General features: G+C 69.2%; 27 protein-coding genes. 6 read left to right on the top strand and 21 right to left on the bottom strand.

What is annotated here, in order from left to right; genetic code table 11:
* Nucleotides 1-32 precede the first annotated feature (32 nt).
* The 3 genes from SK803_RS04400 to SK803_RS04390 are packed head-to-tail and all read right to left on the bottom strand — an operon-like array spanning nt 33 to nt 2,312.
* A complete protein-coding gene (locus tag SK803_RS04400; RefSeq protein WP_319964440.1) occupies nt 33-1,199 on the bottom strand; it encodes an NAD(P)/FAD-dependent oxidoreductase in 1,167 nt (388 codons plus the stop codon).
* Nucleotides 1,199-1,975 (bottom strand): SDR family NAD(P)-dependent oxidoreductase, encoded by a 777-nt coding sequence (locus SK803_RS04395; protein WP_319964439.1) that lies wholly within the window; start codon nt 1,973-1,975, stop codon nt 1,199-1,201. Before SK803_RS04395 ends, SK803_RS04400 begins: the two co-directional genes overlap by 1 nt.
* A 13-nt stretch (nt 1,976-1,988) precedes the next feature.
* Nucleotides 1,989-2,312, bottom strand: a complete 324-nt coding sequence (locus SK803_RS04390) for a 2Fe-2S iron-sulfur cluster-binding protein (protein ID WP_319964438.1) — start codon at nt 2,310-2,312, stop codon at nt 1,989-1,991.
* Nucleotides 2,313-2,468: 156 nt separating this feature from the next.
* Between SK803_RS04390 and SK803_RS04385 the strand changes: the two genes are divergently transcribed.
* The gene (locus SK803_RS04385; protein ID WP_319964437.1) at nt 2,469-3,887 is read left to right on the top strand and encodes an alpha/beta fold hydrolase; all 1,419 of its coding nucleotides are present in this window, start codon (nt 2,469-2,471) and stop codon (nt 3,885-3,887) included.
* An 84-nt stretch (nt 3,888-3,971) separates the two neighbouring features.
* Here the strand turns inward: SK803_RS04385 and SK803_RS04380 are convergent, their stop codons facing one another.
* Genes SK803_RS04380 through SK803_RS04370 form a run of 3 tightly spaced genes read right to left on the bottom strand, consistent with a single transcriptional unit; the run spans nt 3,972 to nt 6,447 of the window.
* Nucleotides 3,972-4,904 (bottom strand): Gfo/Idh/MocA family protein, encoded by a 933-nt coding sequence (locus tag SK803_RS04380; RefSeq protein ID WP_319964436.1) that lies wholly within the window; start codon nt 4,902-4,904, stop codon nt 3,972-3,974.
* Nucleotides 4,901-5,992, bottom strand: coding sequence for an acyl-CoA dehydrogenase family protein (locus SK803_RS04375; RefSeq protein ID WP_319964435.1), 1,092 nt, complete (start codon nt 5,990-5,992; stop codon nt 4,901-4,903). Before SK803_RS04375 ends, SK803_RS04380 begins: the two co-directional genes overlap by 4 nt.
* Nucleotides 5,989-6,447 (bottom strand): nuclear transport factor 2 family protein, encoded by a 459-nt coding sequence (locus SK803_RS04370; RefSeq protein ID WP_319964434.1) that lies wholly within the window; start codon nt 6,445-6,447, stop codon nt 5,989-5,991. Before SK803_RS04370 ends, SK803_RS04375 begins: the two co-directional genes overlap by 4 nt.
* 316 nt (nt 6,448-6,763) lie before the next feature.
* Here SK803_RS04370 and SK803_RS04365 point away from each other — a divergent pair, with 316 nt between their 5' ends.
* Complete coding sequence (locus SK803_RS04365; protein ID WP_319964433.1) at nt 6,764-7,252, top strand: SRPBCC domain-containing protein; 489 nt, start codon at nt 6,764-6,766, stop codon at nt 7,250-7,252.
* A 104-nt stretch (nt 7,253-7,356) separates the two neighbouring features.
* Here SK803_RS04365 and SK803_RS04360 read toward each other — a convergent pair whose 3' ends face one another.
* Genes SK803_RS04360 through SK803_RS04350 form a run of 3 tightly spaced genes read right to left on the bottom strand, consistent with a single transcriptional unit; the run spans nt 7,357 to nt 10,179 of the window.
* Nucleotides 7,357-7,623, bottom strand: coding sequence for an acetolactate synthase small subunit (locus tag SK803_RS04360; protein WP_319964432.1), 267 nt, complete (start codon nt 7,621-7,623; stop codon nt 7,357-7,359).
* Nucleotides 7,623-9,335, bottom strand: a complete 1,713-nt coding sequence (locus tag SK803_RS04355; protein WP_406601482.1) for an acetolactate synthase large subunit — start codon at nt 9,333-9,335, stop codon at nt 7,623-7,625. The genes SK803_RS04360 and SK803_RS04355 overlap by 1 nt, the downstream gene beginning before the upstream one ends.
* A 28-nt stretch (nt 9,336-9,363) precedes the next feature.
* The gene (locus SK803_RS04350) at nt 9,364-10,179 is read right to left on the bottom strand and encodes an AfsR/SARP family transcriptional regulator (RefSeq protein WP_319964431.1); all 816 of its coding nucleotides are present in this window, start codon (nt 10,177-10,179) and stop codon (nt 9,364-9,366) included.
* Between the two features lie 369 nt (nt 10,180-10,548).
* Between SK803_RS04350 and SK803_RS04345 the strand changes: the two genes are divergently transcribed.
* Complete coding sequence (locus SK803_RS04345) at nt 10,549-11,625, top strand: sensor histidine kinase (RefSeq protein WP_319964430.1); 1,077 nt, start codon at nt 10,549-10,551, stop codon at nt 11,623-11,625.
* A gap of 17 nt (nt 11,626-11,642) precedes the next feature.
* Here the strand turns inward: SK803_RS04345 and SK803_RS04340 are convergent, their stop codons facing one another.
* From SK803_RS04340 to SK803_RS04330, 3 genes are all read right to left on the bottom strand, one after another.
* A complete protein-coding gene (locus SK803_RS04340) occupies nt 11,643-12,248 on the bottom strand; it encodes a response regulator transcription factor (protein ID WP_319964429.1) in 606 nt (201 codons plus the stop codon).
* Between the two features lie 314 nt (nt 12,249-12,562).
* Nucleotides 12,563-13,243: an SDR family NAD(P)-dependent oxidoreductase gene (locus SK803_RS04335; RefSeq protein WP_319964428.1), complete on the bottom strand. Its 681-nt coding sequence runs from the start codon at nt 13,241-13,243 to the stop codon at nt 12,563-12,565.
* Between the two features lie 66 nt (nt 13,244-13,309).
* Nucleotides 13,310-13,900 carry a TetR/AcrR family transcriptional regulator gene (locus SK803_RS04330; RefSeq protein ID WP_319964427.1) on the bottom strand — a complete coding sequence of 197 codons (591 nt, stop codon included), beginning with the start codon at nt 13,898-13,900 and terminating at the stop codon, nt 13,310-13,312.
* Nucleotides 13,901-13,989: 89 nt separating this feature from the next.
* Here SK803_RS04330 and SK803_RS04325 point away from each other — a divergent pair, with 89 nt between their 5' ends.
* The 3 genes from SK803_RS04325 to lipA all read left to right on the top strand — a co-directional run bounded on the left by SK803_RS04325 (nt 13,990) and on the right by lipA (nt 16,369).
* On the top strand, nt 13,990-14,298 hold the full coding sequence (locus tag SK803_RS04325) for a hypothetical protein (protein ID WP_166050559.1): 309 nt from the start codon (nt 13,990-13,992) through the stop codon (nt 14,296-14,298).
* On the top strand, nt 14,295-15,197 hold the full coding sequence (locus SK803_RS04320; protein ID WP_319964426.1) for an oxidoreductase: 903 nt from the start codon (nt 14,295-14,297) through the stop codon (nt 15,195-15,197). The genes SK803_RS04325 and SK803_RS04320 overlap by 4 nt, the downstream gene beginning before the upstream one ends.
* 170 nt (nt 15,198-15,367) lie before the next feature.
* Complete coding sequence (lipA, locus tag SK803_RS04315) at nt 15,368-16,369, top strand: lipoyl synthase (RefSeq protein ID WP_319964425.1); 1,002 nt, start codon at nt 15,368-15,370, stop codon at nt 16,367-16,369.
* Nucleotides 16,370-16,412: 43 nt separating this feature from the next.
* On the opposite strand, the gene SK803_RS04310 is transcribed toward lipA, so the two are convergent.
* Genes SK803_RS04310 through SK803_RS04270 form a run of 9 tightly spaced genes read right to left on the bottom strand, consistent with a single transcriptional unit; the run spans nt 16,413 to nt 20,229 of the window.
* Nucleotides 16,413-16,952 (bottom strand): alkaline shock response membrane anchor protein AmaP, encoded by a 540-nt coding sequence (locus SK803_RS04310; RefSeq protein ID WP_319964424.1) that lies wholly within the window; start codon nt 16,950-16,952, stop codon nt 16,413-16,415.
* Nucleotides 16,949-17,467 (bottom strand): DUF6286 domain-containing protein, encoded by a 519-nt coding sequence (locus tag SK803_RS04305; protein ID WP_319964423.1) that lies wholly within the window; start codon nt 17,465-17,467, stop codon nt 16,949-16,951. Before SK803_RS04305 ends, SK803_RS04310 begins: the two co-directional genes overlap by 4 nt.
* Nucleotides 17,464-17,793, bottom strand: coding sequence for an Asp23/Gls24 family envelope stress response protein (locus SK803_RS04300; protein ID WP_319964422.1), 330 nt, complete (start codon nt 17,791-17,793; stop codon nt 17,464-17,466). Before SK803_RS04300 ends, SK803_RS04305 begins: the two co-directional genes overlap by 4 nt.
* Nucleotides 17,794-17,806: 13 nt before the next feature.
* The gene (locus SK803_RS04295; RefSeq protein WP_093600157.1) at nt 17,807-17,983 is read right to left on the bottom strand and encodes a hypothetical protein; all 177 of its coding nucleotides are present in this window, start codon (nt 17,981-17,983) and stop codon (nt 17,807-17,809) included.
* Between the two features lie 11 nt (nt 17,984-17,994).
* A complete protein-coding gene (locus tag SK803_RS04290; protein ID WP_319964421.1) occupies nt 17,995-18,435 on the bottom strand; it encodes an Asp23/Gls24 family envelope stress response protein in 441 nt (146 codons plus the stop codon).
* 58 nt (nt 18,436-18,493) lie between these two features.
* Nucleotides 18,494-18,793 (bottom strand): hypothetical protein, encoded by a 300-nt coding sequence (locus tag SK803_RS04285; RefSeq protein WP_319964420.1) that lies wholly within the window; start codon nt 18,791-18,793, stop codon nt 18,494-18,496.
* On the bottom strand, nt 18,787-19,134 hold the full coding sequence (locus SK803_RS04280; protein ID WP_319964419.1) for an Asp23/Gls24 family envelope stress response protein: 348 nt from the start codon (nt 19,132-19,134) through the stop codon (nt 18,787-18,789). Before SK803_RS04280 ends, SK803_RS04285 begins: the two co-directional genes overlap by 7 nt.
* A gap of 4 nt (nt 19,135-19,138) precedes the next feature.
* On the bottom strand, nt 19,139-19,681 hold the full coding sequence (locus tag SK803_RS04275) for an anti-sigma factor (RefSeq protein ID WP_319964418.1): 543 nt from the start codon (nt 19,679-19,681) through the stop codon (nt 19,139-19,141).
* A complete protein-coding gene (locus tag SK803_RS04270; protein WP_319964417.1) occupies nt 19,672-20,229 on the bottom strand; it encodes an RNA polymerase sigma factor in 558 nt (185 codons plus the stop codon). The genes SK803_RS04275 and SK803_RS04270 overlap by 10 nt, the downstream gene beginning before the upstream one ends.
* Between the last annotated feature and the right edge of the window lie 2 nt (nt 20,230-20,231).

Genomic DNA, 20,231 nt, shown 5'->3' with positions numbered 1-20,231 from the left:
CGTGTTGGTAGTACTTGCAGACGCCAGAACAGCTAGGCCGCGGTGCGCAGGTCGAAGCCGGGGACCGCGACCATTTCCGGCCGGATCGGGCAGTTCGCCGCGAGCAACCGCCGCGCGAGGACGTGGTCGACGGGCTTGTTGACGGACTCCACGCCGAGCAGCCGGTCGCCGGCGAAGCAGAACACCGAGAACGCGCCCGACACCGGGTCCCCGGTCACCACAACGCTGTCGTGGCCGTCGGTGACGCCGGCGATCTGCACCTTCATCGCGTACTGGTCGCTCCAGAACCACGGCACCGGCGCGTACGGCTCCGCCGACCCCGTGATGACCTCGGCGACAGCGGTGCCCTGGTCCACGGCGTTCTGCACGCACTCCAGCCGGATCTGCCGCGCCCCGTGGTGGAACCGCGCGCAGTCGCCGATCGCGAAGATCACCGGATCGGACGTGCGCAGCCACGGGTCGACCACGATCCCGTCGTCGACCGACAGCCCGGCCTCGGCGGCCAGTTCGGCGTTCGGCACCACGCCGATGCCCGCCACGACGAGATCGGCGGGCAGCACCGTGCCGTCCGCGAGCACGACCTCGCCGGGCCGCACCTCGGCCACGGTGGCGTTGAAGAGGAACTTCACTCCCCGCCGCCGGTGCACCTGCACGACGTGCTCGGCCGTCTCCTCGGACAGAACCCGTGCCAGCGCACGGGGCTGTGCCTCGATCACCGTCACGTCGCATCCGGCCTCGCTGGCGACCGCGGCGTACTCGAGCCCGATGAACCCGGCGCCGATCGTCACCACCCGGCCGTGCGGACGGGCGCTGTCGGCGTCGGTGGTCGTCCGGATCGTGTGCGCACCGGGAATCGGGCGAGGACGCGAACCCGTTGCCAGCACGAGGTTCCCGAACTCGACGACACGGCCAGAGCGCAGCACAACCTGCCGGGCCGCACGGTCGATGGAGACTGCCGGGTCGTCGAGCACGAGGGTGATGTCGTGCTCGGCGTAGTACTTCTCCGGACGGAACACCAGGTCGCCGAACCCGATGTCCCCCTGCAGATAGGCCTTCGTGAGCGGTGGGCGCTGGTAGGGCAGCACGCCCTCGTCGCCGATCAGCGTGATGGCGCCGCGGTGTCCCCGTTCTCGCAGGGACACCGCGGCCTGGCATCCCGCCTGGCCAGCACCCACGATGACGACGGATGCGTCTGTCATCAGTAGTTCCCCAGGCCACCGCAGACGTTGAGCGCCTGCGCGGTGATGGAGTTCGCGGTCTCGGTGGTCAGGTAGGTGACCAGGCCGGCGACCTCCTCCGGGGTGGAGTAGCGGCCGAGCGGGATCTTGGCGTTGAACTTCTCCAGGACGTCGTCCTCGGTGATGCCCCAGTGGTTGGCGTAACCCTGGCGCACCTTGCCGGCCATCGGCGTCTCGACGTAGCCGGGGCAGACGGCGTTGACCGTGATGCCGGTCTTCGCGAGCTCCAGGCCGACGGCCTTCGTGAAGCCGACGACACCGTGCTTCGACGCGCTGTACGGCGAGGCGTAGATGACGCCCTGCTTGCCGCCGGTGGACGCGATGTTGATGACGCGGCCCCAGTCGCCCTGGTTCATCTGGCCGGTGGACAGGACTTCCTTGGTGACGCGGAAGACGCTGTGCAGGTTGGTGTCGATGACGTCGGTCCAGATGGCCTCGTCCAGCGTGGCGATCTCCCCGCCGCCGCCGCGACCGGCGTTGTTGACGAGGATCTCGATGCGGCCGAACGTCTCCACGGCCTTGGTGACGGCCTTGCGGATGTCCTCTGTGGACTTGACGTCACAGGTGGTGCCGTCGGCCTCGTAGCCGTCCTCGCGCAGCTGCTTGACCGTCGAGGCGACGTTCTCCGCGTCGCGCGCGACCACGAACACCGCGTGGCCCGCCGCGCCGAGCGACTCCGCGACGGAGAGGCCGATTCCGCTGGTTGCGCCCGTGACGAAGGCGACCCGTCGAGTCATGGTTCAACGCTCCTCAGAGTTGCTTCTCGGGAAGGTGCACGACGAGCCCGTCCAGCTCCTCGACGACCGGGATCTGACAGCTCAGCCGGCTGTTCTCCTGACGAGGGCTCGCGGTGACGCCCAGCAGCCCGTCCTCCAGGTCGTGCATGGCGGGCAACGGTTTGGTGTTGTCCTTGTCCACGTAGATGTGGCAGGTGCCGCACGTCGCGCCACCGCCGCACTGGGCGAGGATGCCCTCGACGCCGGCGAGCTTGGCACCGCGCATGATCGAGTTGCCCGGTTCGACGTCGACTACCGACGACGTCCCGTCCGGGTGGACATAGGTGATCTTGGCCATCGCGGTGTCTCCCCACGCATTCGGCTCGCCGGACTTCAGCCAAGGTGCCTGCGACGCCTGGGGATCGCCTGGAACTCCCCTCGAACGCGTTCGAGACCCCCTCTAGGGCCTTTTGCGACCCTCACAACCCGACGCAACCGACGCGGAGGTCTTACCGTGCCCGACGCACTGCACGAGTTCTACGAACAGCGACCGCAATGGTCCGCGCCGTCGGCGGAAGACGGCCTGGAACGCGCCACCATCTCGGTACCGCGCGACTACAGCGACCCGCGAGGTGCTCAGCTCACGATCGCCCTGTCCCGCCTGCGCGCGACGAACCCGGACAAGCGCCGGGGTGTGCTGCTCTCGGTGAACGGCGGCCCCGGCGGCGACAACGGCGAGGGACTCAAGCTGCCGCTGGAGTTCCCGGCCGAGGTGCGCGAGGCCTACGACCTGATCGGGTTCGACCCGCGCGGCATCGGCGAGTCCACCAAGCTCTACAGCGAGGTCGCGGTGCCCGTGGCGCCGTTCGACTCACGCCCGCCGGACTCGCTGTTCGAGCAGATCGCCATCGACATGCGCGAGCGCGAGCTGGCGTGCGCGCGGGCGGGCGGCGACCTGCGCCCGCACATCACCACCCGCAACATCGCGCGGGACATGGACGTCATCCGCGGCGTGCTGGACGAGGACCAGATCAGCTTCGTCGGGTACGCGTACGGCACGCTCGTCGGCGCGGTCTACGGGTCGATGTTCCCGGCGCGCCTGGACCGCAGCGTGCTCGACTCGTGCGTGAACCCGAACTGGACCTGGCGCGAGCAGTTCGTCACGCAGGCCGAGGCCGTGTACCGCAACGTGCAGAAGTGGGCGCAGTGGACGGCCGAGCGCAACGTCCACTTCGGACTCGGCAGGTCCGCCGCCGCGGTGCTGGAGACCGTCGAGGAGGTCGTCTCCTCGCTGGAGGAGCTGGGCGCCATCCACCTGCGCACGTTGTTCGACGGCGCGGTGGGCACGCGCGCCACCGACCGCGCGCAGTGGGACTCGCTGGGCTACCTGGTCGGCGACCTGCGCAAGGCCGAGGACGTCGCCACCGCCCAGCAGCTGATCGCGGGCAACGGCACGTGGCGCCCGCAGGACACGACCGGTGAGCTCAGGATCGGTGTGCTGGAAGCCATCACGATGGAGACGGAGTGGCCCGACGACCTCGAGGTCTACTTCGCCGACATGCGCTACCACCGCCAGCACCACCCGTACGGCTTCGGCGTGCTGCGCGCTCAGCCGTGGGTCGGCGCGTTTCGCACGTTCGAGAACCTCGAGGAGCCGACGTACCTCAAGCGGGTCGGCTATCCGGTGGGGCTGTGCGTGCAGGCGGACGGCGACCAGTACGACCGCTACGAGGGCGGTGTGGCGATGGCCGAACGTCTCGGCCACCACCTGGTCGTCGTCGAGGACTCCGGTGACCACGAGGTGTACGCGTTCGCCGGCAACACCGCGCTCGACGCCATCGTCAACGCCTACCTGGTGGACGGTGTGCTGCCGGACAAGCGCGTCGGCGTGCCGGGTTCGACCCCGCGGCCGGACATCCCCGCGGATGCGTGAGAACGAGAGAAGGGGCCCGGATCTCCGGGCCCCTTCTTCGTTTCGGCTGACTTCGGTTCGGCTTCGGTCCGGGCTGGTTTCAGTTCACCTGGCCGCTTCCCTGACCGCTTCCACGAGCTGGGCCAGTTCCACCGACTCGCTGGAGGTGGGCCCGCCGGTCCTGACGGCGGCCACGAAGCTGCGGGCCGCGTTCGTGTACTGGTCGTCGGCTTCGAGCGACACCTCGTCGCCACCGAGCGACACGATCGGCGTGAGGTCGGCGGGCGGAGCGTAGGCGCGGTCGACGGTGATGTGGCTTTCGCTGCCCCACACCGTGTAGTTCGCCCGATAGGTGTGCTCCATGCCGAACGTGAGCTGGGCCGTGATGCCGCCGGGAGCCCCCAGCAACACCGATCCCGAGACGTCCACGCCGTAGGTGCTGTCGACCTTCAGGCTCGCGCCGAGCACCTTCAGGCCGGGTCCGAGCATCAGCACGGCGGCCTTGAGCGGGTAGACGCCGACGTCGAGCAACGCCCCGCCGGCGAGGTCCTTGCGGTACCTGATGTCCCCGGACGGCCGCGGCGGGATCGTGAACGCCGCCTCGAACGCCCGCACCTCGCCGACCGCGCCCGCCTGGACGAGCCTGCGCACCTCGTGGTGCTGGGAGTGGTGCGGGAACAGGAAGTTCTCCCGCAGGACGAGTCCGCGTTCCCTGGCCTGCGAGACCAGGTCGGCGGTCTCCTCCAGCGACGGCGTGACCGGTTTCTCGGCCAGCACGTGCTTTCCGGCGGTCAACGCGCGTTCGATCCACACGGCGTGGTGTGCCGCGGGCAACGGCACGTAGACCGCGTCGAGGTCCATGCCGAGCAGCTTCTCGTACCCGGTGACCGCCTCGCAGCCGAAGTCGGCCGCGACCTTGCCCGCCTTCTCACCGTCCCTGCTCGCGACCGCCACGATATCCACATCGGACAGTCCGGCGAAGGCGGGCAGCATCCTGCGCCGGGCGATGTCGGCGCATCCGACGACGCCGAGCCTCACTCGCCGATCAACGCCGCTGGCCATGTCCGCGCTACCGCCGTCTCGTACCGCAACGCGACGTGGCTCGACGCGCTGACGATGTCGCGCCAGAACCGCTGCAACGGCGAGTTCTCGCTGAACCCGCTCGTGCCGGCGGCCCTGACGAGGGCTCCCACCGCGTCGACGAGGCTGTCCGCGGTGAAGGCGGCGTTGCGTTCGCAGCGCGCCATCAACCTCGGCGTGAACGTGCGCTCGTCGAGCACTTGTGCGTTCTGCTCCACCAGGAACCGCGCCGAATCGATCTGCGCGGAGGCCCGGCACAGGTCGACGCCCTGGGTGGTGTTGACCTTCTTGCCCCGCACGGCGTTCGTGGCCGCGTTGAGCGCGCCGTACGCGGCACCGACCGCGGGGGCGACGAACGTGAGGCCGCCGACCGCCTGGAACGGCGCGTTGTGCGCGGGCAGGCTGCTCGTGGTGTTCTTGCCGGAGATGAAGTCCGCGCGCAGGAACGACAGGTGCTCCGGCACGAACACGTCGTCGACCACGACGGTGTGGCTGCTGGTGGCGCGCATGCCCGCGTTGTCCCAGCCGTCGATGACGGTGAAGTCCTTGCGCGGCAGGGCGAAGAACCGCGCCTCCGGTTCGCCGCCGGTAGCGACCATGCCGCAGACCAGGGCCCAGTCGGCGAAGTCGACGCCGCTGACGTACGCCCAGCGGCCGCTCAGCCGGTGACCGCCGGCGGCCGTGGTCGCCTTGCCGAGCGGAGGCTGTGCGGTGACCACGAACGTGTCCGGGCTGCTGCCCCACAGTTCGTCGTGGCCCAGCTGCGGCAGGTGCGTGGCGTACCGGGCGGACAGCGCGGAGAGCGAGGCGCACCAGGCCGTCGAGGCACAGCCCTCGCCGACCGCGATGACGGCCTGCGTGAGCTCGCCGAAGCCGCCTTCACTACCACCGTAGGACTTCGCGACGAAGTGCCGGGCGAACCCGGCCTCCCGCACGGCCGCCACGACTTCCAGCGCGAGCTTGCGCGTCCGGTCGGCTTCCTGTGCGTGTTCCGCGGCGAGCGCGCTCACCTTCTCCGCGACCGGGACGAGTCCGGTGTCGCTCATGCGGCTCCTTCCCTTGCCGCCTTGGCGGCGATGGCGACGGGCGAGGGCTCGTCCCGGTGGATCGTCCGGGACTTGGCCTGCAGCTCGCCGTTGACGCGCACCAGCACGTCCTCGATGAAGAACGTGGGCTCGAACGTGACGTTGCCCGCCTTGTCGGTCCTGGTGACCAGCGAGCAGTACGAGACGTCGAACGTGTTCTCGTCGATCTCCTCGATCACGTAGTGGTCGTTCCAGTGCCGCACAGCGCCGTCGGCGTACCGCGGCAGCGCGGCGTTGGCGCCCGCGATGAGCGCGGCCCTGCCCTCGACCTTCTCGCCGCGGTGGGCGTGGTCGGTGACGCCGTCCTCGGTGAAGGTAGCCGCGTACCCCTCGATGTCGAGCGCATCGAGCAGCCGCATCTGCAGCGCGTAGAAGGTCTTCACCTCGATGTAGGTGTTCACGCTGACTGGGGACACTACGACTCCCTCCTCCTGTGTTCTGTGACACCTCACCTTCCACACGGGTGGTGGAAGGTGAGTGGAGGACCTCTGGTGCCGTGGCCGTCGGCTTGGCCCCGTATTCCGGTGGTCAGACGGGTGCATCGTGGTGCCGGCCCCACGTCCTCATCCTGGTTGGCTGTGGGCGTGGGGCCGGTGCCGCGAGGCGCCCTGCTGAGCAGCTGAAGACGCGGCGAAGCCGGCGGTCACGGCACCAGTTCGAGGGGGTTTCTAGTTGGTGTGCAGTGGTTTCCCGGATGCTCGGTCCGATTTGTCCATCACACCTGGAGGGCTCATGTCGGACGCAACTCCCGATGTCGCCAAGTCCGTCACGGTCGAGTGCTCGATCGAGCAGGCGTTCGCGATCTTCGCGGAGCACCCGCTCGACTGGTGGCCGGAGAAGCACGTGTTCGTCAAGGACCGTCGTGCCATCACCATCGAGCCCGTCGTGGGCGGCCGCTACTACGAGACGGGTGCCGACGGCGAGGAGATCGCCTGGGGCACGATCACCGAGTGGGACCCGCCGAACCGCCTCGTCATGACCTGGCGCGTCGGCCCCGGCTGGCAGCCGATCTACGAGGACTCGAAGGCGTCGCTCATCAAGGTGGACTTCGAGGCCGTTGGCCCGGCCACCACGAAGGTGACGCTGACGCACGCCGACCTGCACCGCCACGGCCAGCCGCTCGCTAGCCAGATCTTCGGCGCGCTGGACGGTCCCAGCCCCGGCGACACGCTCGCCAAGTACGCGACGGCGGTTCTGAAGCACGCACCCGCGAAGGTGTGACCCGCCAACGGAAAGAGCCCGCTCTCGGCTGAGAGCGGGCTCTTTCTCGTTGTGGACGAACAGGAAGAGGCCTGCCCCGGAGGCTTGGGGCAGGCCTCTTCCTCTCAGGCGCCGATCTGGTCCCGTGCGGGATCGGCCACCGCCACGACGCTCTTCACGTCGACCAACCGGGAAAGCTGCTTCACCAGCTGATCGGGAGAACGTCCGGCCGGCAGCCCCACCACCACGTCCATCCTGGAGACGTCGCCGCGCTCGGTGGGATCGAGGCTGAGCGACTCCACGTCGACGCCGCGGGTGGAGAACAGCACCACGACCCTGGACAACGCGCCGGGGACGTTGCGCAGCACCATCGATAACGCATGTCTGGTCATCACATGTCCTCGTCGAACAGGGGCTTGATGCCGCGGACGGTCATGATCTCGTCGTTGCCGGTTCCCGCTGCCACCATCGGCCACACCTGGGCGTCCTCGCCCACCACGAAGTCGATGACCACCGGCCGGTCCCGCACCTCCACGGCGCGCATGATCACATCGTCCACTTCGGACCTGTCCTCGCACCGCAACCCGACGCAGCCCAGGGCCTCGGCGAGTGCGACGAAGTCCGGTACGCGCTTGTGGGTGGACAGGCCGGTGTTGGAGTAGCGGCCGCGGTAGAAGAGGTTCTGCCACTGGCGGACCATGCCGAGGTTGCCGTTGTTGATGACGGCGACCTTGATCGGGATGCCCTCCAGCGCGCAGGTGACGAGCTCCTGGTTGGTCATCTGGAAGCAGCCGTCACCGTCGATCGCCCACACCGCGCGGTCCGGCACACCGCACTGCGCACCCATGGCTGCCGGAACGGCGAAGCCCATGGTGCCGAGACCGCCGGAGTTGATGAACGAACCCGGCCGCTCGTACCCCACGTACTGCGCCGCCCACATCTGGTGCTGGCCGACGCCCGCGGTGTAGATCGCCTCGGGGCCGACGAGCGTGCCGATGCGTTCGATCACGTGCTGTGGAGCCAGTTTGCCGTCGGCCGGCCAGTCGTAGCCGAGCGGGAAGCGGTCGCGCAGGCCGTCGAGGTACGCCCACCACGACGTGAGCACCGGAGCCTGCCGCACGGCCGCGTTCAGCGAGATCAGCACGTCCCGGCAGTCACCGACGATCGGCACGTCCGCCTTGCGGTTCTTGGAGATCTCGGCGGGGTCGATGTCGGCGTGGATCACCGCGGCGTGCGGGGCGAACAGTTCCAGCACGCCCGTGACGCGGTCGTCGAAGCGGGTGCCGAGCGCGATCAGCAGGTCGGACTGCTGCAGGGCGGCGACGGCGGGCACCGTGCCGTGCATGCCCGGCATCCCGAGGTGCTGGCGGTGCGAGTCGGGGAACGCGCCGCGCGCCATCAGCGTGGTCACGACCGGGATGCCGGTGCGTTCGGCCAGTGTCCGCAGTTCCGCGGCGGCACCGGCGCGGACCACTCCCCCGCCGACGTAGAACACCGGGCGGCGGGAGGACGCGATCAGCCCGGCCGCGCGGCGGATCTCGTTGGCCGCCGGCGCCATCCGCGAGGTCGGGACGGGCGGCGCCGGCGTGTACGTCGTTGTAGACGCCAGCACGTCCTTGGGAATGTCGACCAGCACCGGTCCCGGCCTGCCTCCCGCGGCGAGCGCGAAGGCCTCCGCGATCACCGCCGGGATGTCCGCCGGATCCGTCACCTGGAACGCGTGCTTGGTGATCGGCAGGGAGATCGAACGGATGTCGGCTTCCTGGAAGGCGTCCGTGCCGATCATCGCCCGGTTGACCTGGCCGGTGATCGCCACGATCGGCACGGAGTCCATGTAGGCGTCGGCGAGCGGCGTGACGAGGTTCGTCGCGCCGGGACCCGACGTCGCGACGCACACCCCGACCCTGCCCGTCGCCTGCGCATAACCCGAGGCGGCGTGCCCGGCCCCCTGCTCGTGCCGGACGAGCACGTGCCGGATCTTCATCGAGTCCAGCAGCGGGTCGTACGCCGGCAGGATGGCCCCGCCGGGAATGCCGAAGATCACTTCACAACCGGCGTCCTCGAGCGCGCGGACCAGCGAACTCGCACCGGTGACGGTATCCACTTTTCTGCTCTCCCCGGTCGAGTGCGAATCAACCGGCGAGCTGGCGCTCCAGCTGAAGTGCGGACGTCGGACCGTTCAGCGTGGGCTCGGAGCTGAGGATCGCGCACTGCAGCTGGCGCAGGCGCTCCGACGGCTCCAGGCCGAGCTCCTCGATCAGGGTGTCGCGCAGCGACTGGTACGCCTCCAGGGCACGCCACTGACGACCGGCGCGGTAGAGGGCGAGCATGTACTGCGCGCACATGTTCTCGTGCATGGGGTGCTGCGCGGTCAGCACGGACAGCTCGCTCAGCAACGACTGGTGCTTGCCCAGCCGCAGGTCCGCCTCGATCCGGGACTCCAGGACGCCGAGCCGCGACTCCTGCAGCCGCGTGACCTCCATGCCCAGCCGCACACCGATCTGCACGTCCACGAGCACCGGCCCGCGCCACACGTCGGTCGCCGAACGCAGCAACCGCGACGCGGACTCGAGGTCGCCGACCTCCAGCGCACGCTGACCGGCGACGGCGAGCCGCTCGTAGCTGCGCACGTCGATGGTCTCCGGCGCGACGTCGAGCATGTAACCGCCGTAGCGGGTGACGAGCACGTTCTTCGCCGCGCCCGCGCTGCCCTCCGGTAACGCCGCCTCGATGCGCCGGCGCACCTGGAGCACGTATGTCTGCAATGTGGTGAGCGCGCTTCTGGGCGGCGTCACCCCCCAGAGTTCTTCGATGAGCGTGGGCACCGTGACGACGTGCCCGGCCTGCAACGCGAGCAGGGAGAGCACCTGCCGCGGCTTGACGGCGCTCGGCGTGATCGAGATGCCGTTCTCCCGTGCCTCCAGCGGTCCAAGAACTTTGATCTCCATGATGGGAGCCCTCCCCAGTTCCAGTTTCAGCGGCGGCTTGCTGTTGTCGTGCCATCAAGTTCACCTGAGCGGGGCTATCGAACGCCACGTAGCGCGGCACGACTCCGAGATGGCGAACTACCGCTGCCGATGTGAGATATTCACGGGGCCGGACGTACCCAAACAAATCCTATGGGTAACCACTTGAACACCCGTCGTGATCAGCACGATAAATACTGGTCCTTTCGAGCGAAATTTGTTGAAACCAGGAACTGCGGCAGTATCATCTGGACCGGTTCAGAAGTTGATCGAGACGGGACTGCACTGTCTAGCATTTGCCCTGGGTTCGCCGAGAAGCCGCAGGAGCGAGCTCGGTCCCTTGGGGGAATCGTGAATGAGTCGTCCGAACCGGCGAGACCCGGCGGGATCATCCACGCCGCAGTAGCGGGCATCTGCCTGGCCGACCTGGCGCGGCTGCTTCTGAGCGACCGGGAAACGACTCATTCCGCCATATATCTCATCGCATTGGCCTTGGTTCTCGCACTGCAGGCCCTCCAATTCGGTCAGCTGAACGCACCCACCCGCCGCATCGCGCTGGCAGCACAGGCCGTGCTCGCGTTCCTGCCGTACCTGCTGGTCGATCACATGTGGATCGCGGCGCCAGGCCTGGTGGCAGGCAACGCACTGGCCCTTTTCAAGCCTGTCGCGGGCTGGACCGCGTTCAGCCTGACGATCGCCGCGACGGCCCTCCTGCAAGCCCCGCCCCCTCTGTCCTGGCCCCCGCCGTCCTCGCTGCTGGAAGCCGTGATCGTGGCGACCGCGACGGGCCTGCTCGTCTCCGGCATCGCGTTCCGCCCGCACGCACCTCCCGAGCCGGCCGGCGCGGCACTGGCGGAAGAACGCCTCCGCGTCGCCCGCGACCTGCACGACCTGCTCGGCTACAGCCTCAGCGCGATCAAGCTGAAGACCGAACTGGCCCATCGCCTCATCTCGGAGCATCCGGACCGCACCCAGGAACACCTGGTCGACATAGTGGACATCGCCGGTCGCGCCCTGACGGACGTGCGCTCACTGGCCCGCAGCTACCGCCGCCTGTCGCTGTCCGACACCTCGGTCTCGGCGAAGACCGTGCTGGCCGCCGCGAACATCGACGTCCGCGTCGAACTCGACCACAGCCCGCTGCCGGAGGAGATCGAGACCGTGCTGGCCACGGTCCTGCGCGAGGCCGTCACCAACGTGCTGCGCCACAGCGACGCCGAGAACTGCGAGATCACCGTCAGCCAGGCCGACGGCGCGGTGAAACTCGACGTCGTGAACGACGGCGCCACCGACCGGCCGATCTCCTCCGACTGCAACGGTGTCCGCAACCAGGCCGAACGCGTCCAGGCAGCCGGCGGCGTCTTCGTCGCCCGTCACGTGGGCACCGACCGCTTCCACGTCCACGCCTCGATCCCGACCGCGGCCTGAGCAGGGCCTGAACCAGGTCAGAACCAGCCGGCCTTGCGGGCGATGCGGACCGCGTCGACGCGGTTGCGGGCGTCGAGCTTGCCCGTCGCCGCCGTCAGGTAGTTGCGGATGGTGCCGACGGACAGGAAGAGCGTGGTGGCGATCTCCATGGCGTCCGCGCCGTCGGAGGCCAGCCGGAGCACTTCGAGTTCGCGCGGCGTGAGCGGGCACTCGTCGGTGTCCCACGCCGAGAGGGCCAGCTGTGAATCGATGACCCGGCGGCCGACGGACACCCCGCGGATGGCGTCGGCGAGTTCGTTGACGGGGGCGTCCTTGAGGATGAAACCGTTCACGCGGGCGTTGAGCGCGCGGCGCAGGGTTCCCGGCCGGCCGAGACTCGTCAGGATCAGGGTGCGCGTACCGGGAGCCGTGTCGTGGATGACCGTCGCGGCAGAAAGGCCGTCCATACCCGGAAGGTCGATGTCGAGGACGGCGACGTCCGGTTGGCTCTTTGCGACAGCGGGCACGATTTCGTCACCTGTGGCCACCGAGGCGACCACCTCTATGTCTGGTTCGAGATTCAACAAGGCGACCAATGCGCCCCGGACCATTTGCACGTCCTCGGCGAGTAAGACCCTGATCATCATCAGCCCCCTTGCTGGGTCCCCCTGCCCACTTTTCGAGTTTTACACTCGGTCACCGTGCCGGACAAGCATTTGAGCTGAGCACAGTTTTTACTACTCCGAATGCGCTAGGTGCAATTCGTGATGCCTATAGGCTGATGACGTCCAGTCACTGGGCGCTGACAGATAGACACGACTCCGGTCACGCGCGAGCGGAACTCCAGCGACCCGCATTACGGGTGCAATACCTCTTCACATCACGTGTGTGAACGGGGCCGGCGACGAGACCGGCCCGGCCGAAGGACTTCGGCCGGGCCGGACGACACGACGAATCGTCAGCGCGTCTCTCCCCACCGCTCCAGCAGTTCCAGCCCGCCGTCGACGGTGATCACCTGACCCTGGATCCACGCGGCCTCGTCGGCGCACAGCAACGCCACCGCGTTCGCCACGTCCTCCGGCAGCGTCACCCGGCCGGACGGGCTCTTGATCGCGAGCCGGTCCACCAGCTCGGGGTCGATGTTCATCGGGCCGTTGTCGATCACGGTCGTCACGACCGCGTTCACCGCCACCCGGTACCAGGCCATCTCCAGCGCCAGCGTGCGGATCACCCCGTGCACAGGCGTCACCGTGTAGCCGGCGACGACGACGCGGCCACCGTCGACGAACGCCTTCGCGAGCGGTTCCACGACGTTCAGCAGCGGCGTCATGTCCGGGGAGACCGCGTGGTGCACGAACAGGTCGAGCCGCCCGCGCTCCAGCTTCACCTGCTCGAGCAGCACCCGCACGGCGTTCTCGTCCTGGATGTCCAGCGGCACCACGGACGCCGAGCCCGGCTTGCCCCCGAGCACGAGCAGGGCGCGTTCGGCGTCGACGTCGCCGGGGGACGTGGTGATGATGACGTGTGCGCCGTTGTCGCAGAGCTTGCTCGCGATGGCAAGGCCGAGACCATGCGTTCCCGACGTCACCAGAGCGATCTTGCCGTCGAGTCCCAGGCGCGTGTTGACCGGTTCGATCATGATGCTGACCACCTCGTTGTCCGCGTGGTGATCGACGTTGCGCCCGGCCGCTAGGGCCGAACTCGACTACTTCTTGCGCAAACCCTCCAAAACGCGCAGGATCGCGCGTTCGACCTCTCGCCCGGTGCGCTTCGGATCGGACGAACTCGCGATGGTGCTGGCGCCCGCGGAGAGCGCCCCGAACAGCAGCCGGGCCATGATCTCCACGGGCAGCTCGTCGATCTCACCGGCATCCACGAGCAACTGCACGGCCGTGCGGAGCAAACCGAAGCTGAAGTGCTCTTCCGCCTCACGCCAGCGTTCCCAGCCCATGACGACCGGCGCCTCGTGGACGATGATCCGCTGGTACTCCGGCTCCAGGCACTTGCGGACATAGGCACGCAGTCCGGCGGTCGCCGTCTCCCACGCGTCGCCCTCGGCGGTGACCACCGCGGTCAGCGATTCGATCGACCGGGTCTCCACCTGCGTGAAAGCCGCCTCGAACAACGCCTGCTTGCCACTGAAGTGGTGGTAGAGCGCGCCTTTGGTCACACGGGCGCGTTTGACGACCTCGTCGAGCGAGGTGCCCGCGTACCCGCGCTTGGTGAAGAGGTCCACCGCGCTGTCGACCAGCGCCTGCCTGGTCGACTCCGAGTACTCGGCACGTCGTGTTCGCACGGCCGAAACGTATCTCACATACCGACGGTACGTACCGGTGGTATGGTCGTGTCATACCGAGGGTATGCGAGAGACCGGGGGTACGAGACATGGGCTGGACAGACCACTACCGCCGCCGTGACGCGCTCGACGCCGTGCTGCGTGACGCCCGCCGCGACCCGTCCGCACCGCTGATCGTGGATCCGGACGTCTTCGGGTCGCTGCACGAACTCCTGCTGGCGCTCGACCACCGCTGGCAGAACAAGCTGACCGCGCGCATGGAGGCCGCCGCACTGGAAGGCCCCGTGGACGAGCACGTCGTCACCGCGGAACTGGCCGCCGACGAGCCGGTGTTGCGAGCGGTACTCGACGCACACCTATCGCTCGGCAGTTACCGGACGGTAGGAATGACTCCATGAGTCGTTGGACCGAAGCCGACATCCCCGACCAGACCGGCCGCACCGTCCTGGTGACCGGCGCGAACTCCGGTCTCGGCCTGCGCACCGCCCAGGTGCTCGCGGCCAGGGGCGCCCACGTGATCATGGGCTGTCGCTCGGTCCAGCGAGGCCAGACGGCCAGGAGAGCGGTCACCGGGTCCGCGGAGGTCCTCGAACTCGACCTCGCCGACCTCAGCTCGGTGCGCACCGCCGCCGAAACGGTCTCCGCGAAGGTCGGCGCTCTCGACGTTCTCATCAACAACGCGGGCATCATGGCCGTCCCGAACGGCCGGACCGTGGACGGCTTCGAGCGCCAGTTCGGCACGAACCACCTGGGCCACGCCGCCCTGACATGGCTGTTGTTGCCCGCACTGAGGCAACGTCCGGGCGCACGCGTCGTCACGGTCGCCTCTCTCGCGCACCAGTACGGCCGCATCGACTTCGACGACCCGAACTGGGAACGTCGCCCGTACAGCTACCGCGGCTCGTACGGCCAGTCGAAGCTCGCCAACATCCTGTTCGCACGTGAGCTGGATCGGCGCTCATCGGACGTGACGTCCATCGCCGCACACCCCGGCGTCACGGTCACCGACCTGACCAACAACATGGCGAGCGCGCACAACTCGTTGTTCCTGCGCATCGGCGGCAAGATCAGCCACCTGTTCTCGCAGTCCGTCGAGATGGGCGCGCTGCCGCAGCTCTACGCCGCCACCTCCCCCGACGCACGTGGCGGTCAGTACTACGGCCCGGACAGCTTCAACGGGATGCGCGGCTACCCCGCCGTCTCGCGGATGACCGCGGCCGCCCGTGACGACCTCGCCGCGAACCGCCTGTGGGAGCTCACGATCAAGCTGACCGGCATCACGCCGGACCTGCCCTGACGACGGCCTCCGCGGGGGTGCCGGCGCCTTCGCCTGGGAGGGGAGCGGGGAAGGCACCGGCGGGCCCGGTCGTCACCTCCGGGCTCCACCGGAAGCCTGGTTTCAGCACTTACCCTCGGGTCGGATGTGCGTGACGCCGGACACGCGGGGGTGCAGCGTAGGGTGAGGACGTGACTGTGGTGCCTGAGGGTCGGAAGCTGCTGCGGCTCGAGGTCCGCAACAGCCAGACGCCGATCGAGAAGAAGCCTTCGTGGATCAAGACGCGGGCGAAGATGGGCCCCGAGTACCGGGAGCTCAAGAGTCTGGTCAAACGCGAGGGCCTGCACACGGTCTGCGAAGAGGCCGGCTGTCCCAACATCTACGAGTGCTGGGAAGACCGCGAGGCCACGTTCCTGATCGGCGGCGAGCAGTGCACCCGGCGCTGCGACTTCTGCCAGATCGACACGGGCAAGCCCGCCGACCTCGACCGCGACGAACCCCGCCGCGTCGCCGAGTCGGTCCAGGCGATGGGCCTGCGCTACTCCACCGTCACCGGCGTCGCCCGTGACGACCTGGAGGACGGCGGCGCGTGGCTGTACGCCGAGACGGTCCGGCAGATCCACGAGATGAACCCCGGCACCGGCGTCGAACTGCTGATCCCGGACTTCAACGCGGTCCCGGAACAGCTCGCCGAGGTCTTCGAGTCCCGCCCCGAGGTGCTCGCGCACAACCTGGAGACCGTCCCGCGGATCTTCAAGCGCATCCGCCCGGCGTTCCGCTACGAGCGCTCCCTCGAGGTGATCACCAAGGCCCGCGAGTTCGGCCTGGTCACCAAGTCGAACCTGATCCTCGGCATGGGCGAGACCCCCGAGGAGGTCACCGAGGCGCTCAGCGACCTCCACGACGCGGGCTGCGACATCATCACCATCACCCAGTACCTGCGCCCCTCCCCGCGCCACCACCCGGTCGAGCGCTGGGTGAAGCCGGAGGAGTTCGTCCAGCACAAGGAGACGGCCGAGCAGATCGGCTTCCTCGGCGTGATGGCGGGCCCGCTGGTCCGCTCCTCCTACCGCGCCGGCCGCCTCTACGCCGAGGCGAAGCAGAAGCGCGGCGAGGACCTGCCGGAGAACCTCCAGCACCTGCTGACCGTGTCCGCGTCGCAGGAGATCACCAGCCTGCTCGCACCCCGCTAGTCCCCCGCACTGCACTGATATATCGGCCGTTCACGCCGATATGTCAGTGCACGCGAGCGTCGGCTTTGGAAGTTGTCATCCGGAACTCGACGGTAGCCTGGAGATCTGGCGTGCCCAGTGCCTCACGGAGGCGTGGCAGGCCCTCGTCGTCGATGCGACGGCGGATCCCACGCAGATCCGCGTCGCCATGGGCGCGGACGACGAGGGCCAGGCGTGGCGCGGTGTGCGGGCCGGTCAGCGCCGCCTCGACCTTGCGCACACCGGGGTAGGTGGTCACCTCGTCGGCGAACGGCGCGGCGGCCGTCGCCGTGGTGATGCGGGTGGCGCCGGCGTCGTCGGCCCAGCTCCAGGTCGAGATCCTGCGGCGCGGTACCTGGGCGATGAGCCAGCGCAGGCACAGCAGCGCGATCACCACCGCCGCGGCCGCGACCACCACCAGCACCCACGTCGGCGGCAACACCGTGCCGGGCACCAGCACCGCGTCGCGGTCGATCCCCGGGACGAACCCGAGGTGCACAGCGGCCGCCGCGGCACCCGCGGCCAGCAGGATCAGCCCCAGCAGGCCGAGCAGGAAACGGTTCACGGTGTGCTCCTCAGGGCCTTGACCCGCACCACGACCTGCGGCGGCCGGGCCAGGGCGAGCTCGCCGACGCGTTGTTCGAGCGCCGCGCGGACGGCGTCACCAAGTCCGTCGGGCACGGAGCGCCGGGTGCGGACCACGGTCTTCACCCTGCGGCGGCGCACCTTCACCGCGGCGGACTCGACGCCGTCGACGTGGGCGGCGGTCCGCAGGGCGTTGCGCAGGCCGCGCACCGACACCGCGGTGCGGTCGTCGAGCGGTGCGGTCCTGGCTCGGCCCGGCACCACCGCGACGAGCAGCAGGACCAACCCGATGGCCGTGGCGACCCCGCTCGCCACTGCCATCTCGGGTGCCGACCAGGTCGTGTCGTGCAACCGACCGGCCAGCGCGTCGTAGGACAGCAACGGTGCTTCGCCGAGCGCGAGCTGGATCGCGGACACCGCGACCAGCACCGAAGCGGCCAGCAGGACGAGTGCCGTGAGAGTGGCGGGCAGCGCCCGGCGGGAGCGGCGAGTCATACCACCCTCCGCACCGGTGCCGCGGGAGCCCGCAGCACCCCCACCGAAACGTCCACAACGGACACTTGAAGGCCGGTGAGCGCGCCGACCCGTTCGACCAGGTGCGCGCGCACCCGAGCCGCCGTCGACGCGACCGGCGCCGGGTACCGCAGGTCGAGACGCGCGTCGAGCGCGGCCACTCCCCCGGTCACCCGCGCGGTGACCGCGGCGCCGAGCACGTCCGGCACCTCCAGCGCGGCACGTCCGGCGATGCGGCTCACTGCCCGGTCCGCCACGGTGGTCAGTCCCGGGGCCGAACCTGGCTGCACAGCGAGCGTTGCGGTCATCGTCAGCTCCCTGTCAGTCCCGGTCGCGGCCCAGCAGCTGCGCGAGGTCGAGCTTGCCCTCGGCGACCCGGCCCGCGACCAGGCCGAGTGCGCCGAAGACGAGCACGAGCAGGAACGCGCTGAAGCCGCCGAACGCGGCCGCCAGGCCGAGCGCCAGCCCGGTCAGCAGGCCCAGTGCGGTGGTGCTCATGGCGCTCCCCCTCACTGCACGCGGGTGGTCTCGGGCTCTTCGCCCTCGGTGTCACTCGGGATGTGCACGTCGTTGACGTTGATGTTGACCTCGACCACCTCGAGTCCGGTGATCTGCTCGATCGCGGTGATCACGTTGCCGCGCACCGACTTCGACAGTTCCGCGATCGGCACGCCGTACTCGACGACGATCTCCAGGTCCACCGCGGCCTGCTTCTCGCCGACCTCGACCGACACGCCCTGGCCCGCACTCGCGGTGGCGCCGGGAATGCGGTCGCGCAGCGCGCTCAGGGCACGCGTCGCGCCGCCGCCCAGCGCGTGCACACCCCGGATCTCCCTGGCCGCGAGGCCCGCGACCTTCTGCACCACGACGTCCGCGATGGTGGTCGATCCCTTGTCGGTCACGAGCTTTCCGCCCGCCACACCGTTCTTCTCCACCGTCTGCGTGCTCATCGCTACCCCTTCCCTCGAAGTGTCCACATCAGAAAAGACACGGCTCGCGACGAGAACGTCACGCCCCGTTCAGGTGATCAAGCGCACGTTTGTCCACATCGGTCACAACGATTCGCATGACCGCGTTTTCCCATTGCGTGCCAACAAGAGCAGCACGCAGCACTTCACCGGCCTCCGCCAGCGGCAGCGGTAGCCGGGTGGCGACGACCCGGACGCACACCAGGTCGTCCTCGACGTCGACGGCCAATCCGTCCATGTCCCACGGCATCCACGAGCGAGCGGGCGCGGACGCCGGCGTCGACGGCCGCAGCCCTTCCACCTTTTCCAGCGCCTTCAACAACTCCGCCACGATCAACATGCGACGTCCACGACGGTGACGAACACGGACTCCACCTCGACACCGGTGAGCTCCGGCACGAGCGCGCGCACAGACCGTTGCACCGCACGAGAAACGGCCGCGGCCTGGTCCTCACCCGAGATCACCACGTCCACCTCCAGCACCACGGCCGCTCCCGACCACCGCACCCGCACTCCCTCCACGGGCGCGGGCCGCAGTCCCTTGATCTGCTGCCGCGCCGCGCGCACCACCGAAGTCACCAGACCCGCCACGCCGGGCTGCACGCGCACGCCGGCCACCTGCTCGGCCGCGTGCACCGCGACCGCCGCCACCGCTGGGGTGGACACGACTGTCTCGATCACTCGCTCACCCCTCGAGAACATCGGACACGACGAGGTCGAGGCCGGCCAGCCGCACACCGATCCGTGCGGAGGCCGCGGCCAGCACCCTGCGCCGCACCTCCTCGTACGTCTCGTGCGTGACTCGTCCCACCGTGATCGCGATGCTGAGCTCGACCTCGATCAACGGGTCCGCCACCGTCGACTCCGGCGCCTCCACCACCCGGCACCCTCGTGCCCGCACACCGTCCACACCGTCCGCCGCGTACCGAAGAACCGCAGCGACCGCGCGTGTGCTGATCCGCGCCAGACCGTCACCGGGCAGCGGCACGACGTCCGCCCGTCGCACGTCGGCGCGCACGGCCGACATCACCCGGCTGACCAGGTCACCAGGCGGTTCGACCTCCTCGCGGACCATCTCCGCGGTCGCCGCCCGCAACACCTGAAGGCTTTCCCGCACCGCGGCGCAGTGCGGGCACGTGCGGGTGTGCTCGTCGGCGAGGTCCATCGCCTCCCAGACCTGTTCCACGTCCCGCCCGCACGGCAGGGCGTAGTCGGACGTCACCGCCACGGCGCCATCACCTCCGCGAGTTGTGCCCGTGCCCGCGCGAGCCTGCCGCGCACCGACTGCTGGGTCGTGCCGATCGCTTCGGCGATCTCGTCGTAGGACCGGCCGTGGACCTCGCGCAGCACCCAGCACGCCCGCTGTTCCGGCGTGAGGCCGCGCAGTGCGGCTTGCAGCGCGTCGAGCTGCGCGTTCACCTCCACGGCGCGTTCGGGCCGGGTGCGTGGTGCCGCCGACTCGTGCTCGTCGAGCTCGGTGTCGGTGTGCGGCTTGCGTTTGCGCAACACGTTCAGGCATTGGTTGGTGGTCGTGCGGTAGAGCCAACCGAGGAAGGCCCCGTCGTCGTTGAGCTGCCCCAGGCGTCGCCAGACCGTCAGGAACACGTCCTGCACCGCGTCCTCGGCGTCACCTGTGCTGCCCACGATGCGCAACGCCAGCCGGTACATCGGCCCCTGGTAACGACGCACGAGCTGCTCGTAAGCCCTCATGTCGCCGTCACGGGACCTCGCCACCAGCGTGGCGTCGTCGAGTGCGGCTGCCTCTGCCACGCTCATGC

This window comes from Lentzea miocenica, assembly GCF_033949945.1.
GTDB lineage: Bacteria > Actinomycetota > Actinomycetes > Mycobacteriales > Pseudonocardiaceae > Lentzea > Lentzea miocenica.
The sequence above is the reverse complement of the archived record's forward strand: the minus strand, read 5'-3'. Positions and strand labels throughout refer to the sequence as shown.

Bases quoted from the DNA above. Each gene is read 5' to 3' on its own strand.
- SK803_RS04400 (WP_319964440.1), bottom strand. From the start codon at position 1,199: ATGACAGACGCATCCGTCGTCATCGTGGGTGCTGGCCAGGCGGGATGC.
- SK803_RS04395 (WP_319964439.1), bottom strand. From the start codon at position 1,975: ATGACTCGACGGGTCGCCTTCGTCACGGGCGCAACCAGCGGAATCGGC.
- SK803_RS04390 (WP_319964438.1), bottom strand. From the start codon at position 2,312: ATGGCCAAGATCACCTATGTCCACCCGGACGGGACGTCGTCGGTAGTC.
- SK803_RS04375 (WP_319964435.1), bottom strand. From the start codon at position 5,992: ATGAGCGACACCGGACTCGTCCCGGTCGCGGAGAAGGTGAGCGCGCTC.
- SK803_RS04365 (WP_319964433.1), top strand. From the start codon at position 6,764: ATGTCGGACGCAACTCCCGATGTCGCCAAGTCCGTCACGGTCGAGTGC.
- SK803_RS04360 (WP_319964432.1), bottom strand. From the start codon at position 7,623: ATGACCAGACATGCGTTATCGATGGTGCTGCGCAACGTCCCCGGCGCG.
- SK803_RS04350 (WP_319964431.1), bottom strand. From the start codon at position 10,179: ATGGAGATCAAAGTTCTTGGACCGCTGGAGGCACGGGAGAACGGCATC.
- SK803_RS04340 (WP_319964429.1), bottom strand. From the start codon at position 12,248: ATGATCAGGGTCTTACTCGCCGAGGACGTGCAAATGGTCCGGGGCGCA.
- SK803_RS04335 (WP_319964428.1), bottom strand. From the start codon at position 13,243: ATGATCGAACCGGTCAACACGCGCCTGGGACTCGACGGCAAGATCGCT.
- SK803_RS04325 (WP_166050559.1), top strand. From the start codon at position 13,990: ATGGGCTGGACAGACCACTACCGCCGCCGTGACGCGCTCGACGCCGTG.
- SK803_RS04320 (WP_319964426.1), top strand. From the start codon at position 14,295: ATGAGTCGTTGGACCGAAGCCGACATCCCCGACCAGACCGGCCGCACC.
- SK803_RS04305 (WP_319964423.1), bottom strand. From the start codon at position 17,467: ATGACTCGCCGCTCCCGCCGGGCGCTGCCCGCCACTCTCACGGCACTC.
- SK803_RS04300 (WP_319964422.1), bottom strand. From the start codon at position 17,793: ATGACCGCAACGCTCGCTGTGCAGCCAGGTTCGGCCCCGGGACTGACC.
- SK803_RS04295 (WP_093600157.1), bottom strand. From the start codon at position 17,983: ATGAGCACCACCGCACTGGGCCTGCTGACCGGGCTGGCGCTCGGCCTG.
- SK803_RS04290 (WP_319964421.1), bottom strand. From the start codon at position 18,435: ATGAGCACGCAGACGGTGGAGAAGAACGGTGTGGCGGGCGGAAAGCTC.
- SK803_RS04285 (WP_319964420.1), bottom strand. From the start codon at position 18,793: ATGTTGATCGTGGCGGAGTTGTTGAAGGCGCTGGAAAAGGTGGAAGGG.
- SK803_RS04270 (WP_319964417.1), bottom strand. From the start codon at position 20,229: ATGAGCGTGGCAGAGGCAGCCGCACTCGACGACGCCACGCTGGTGGCG.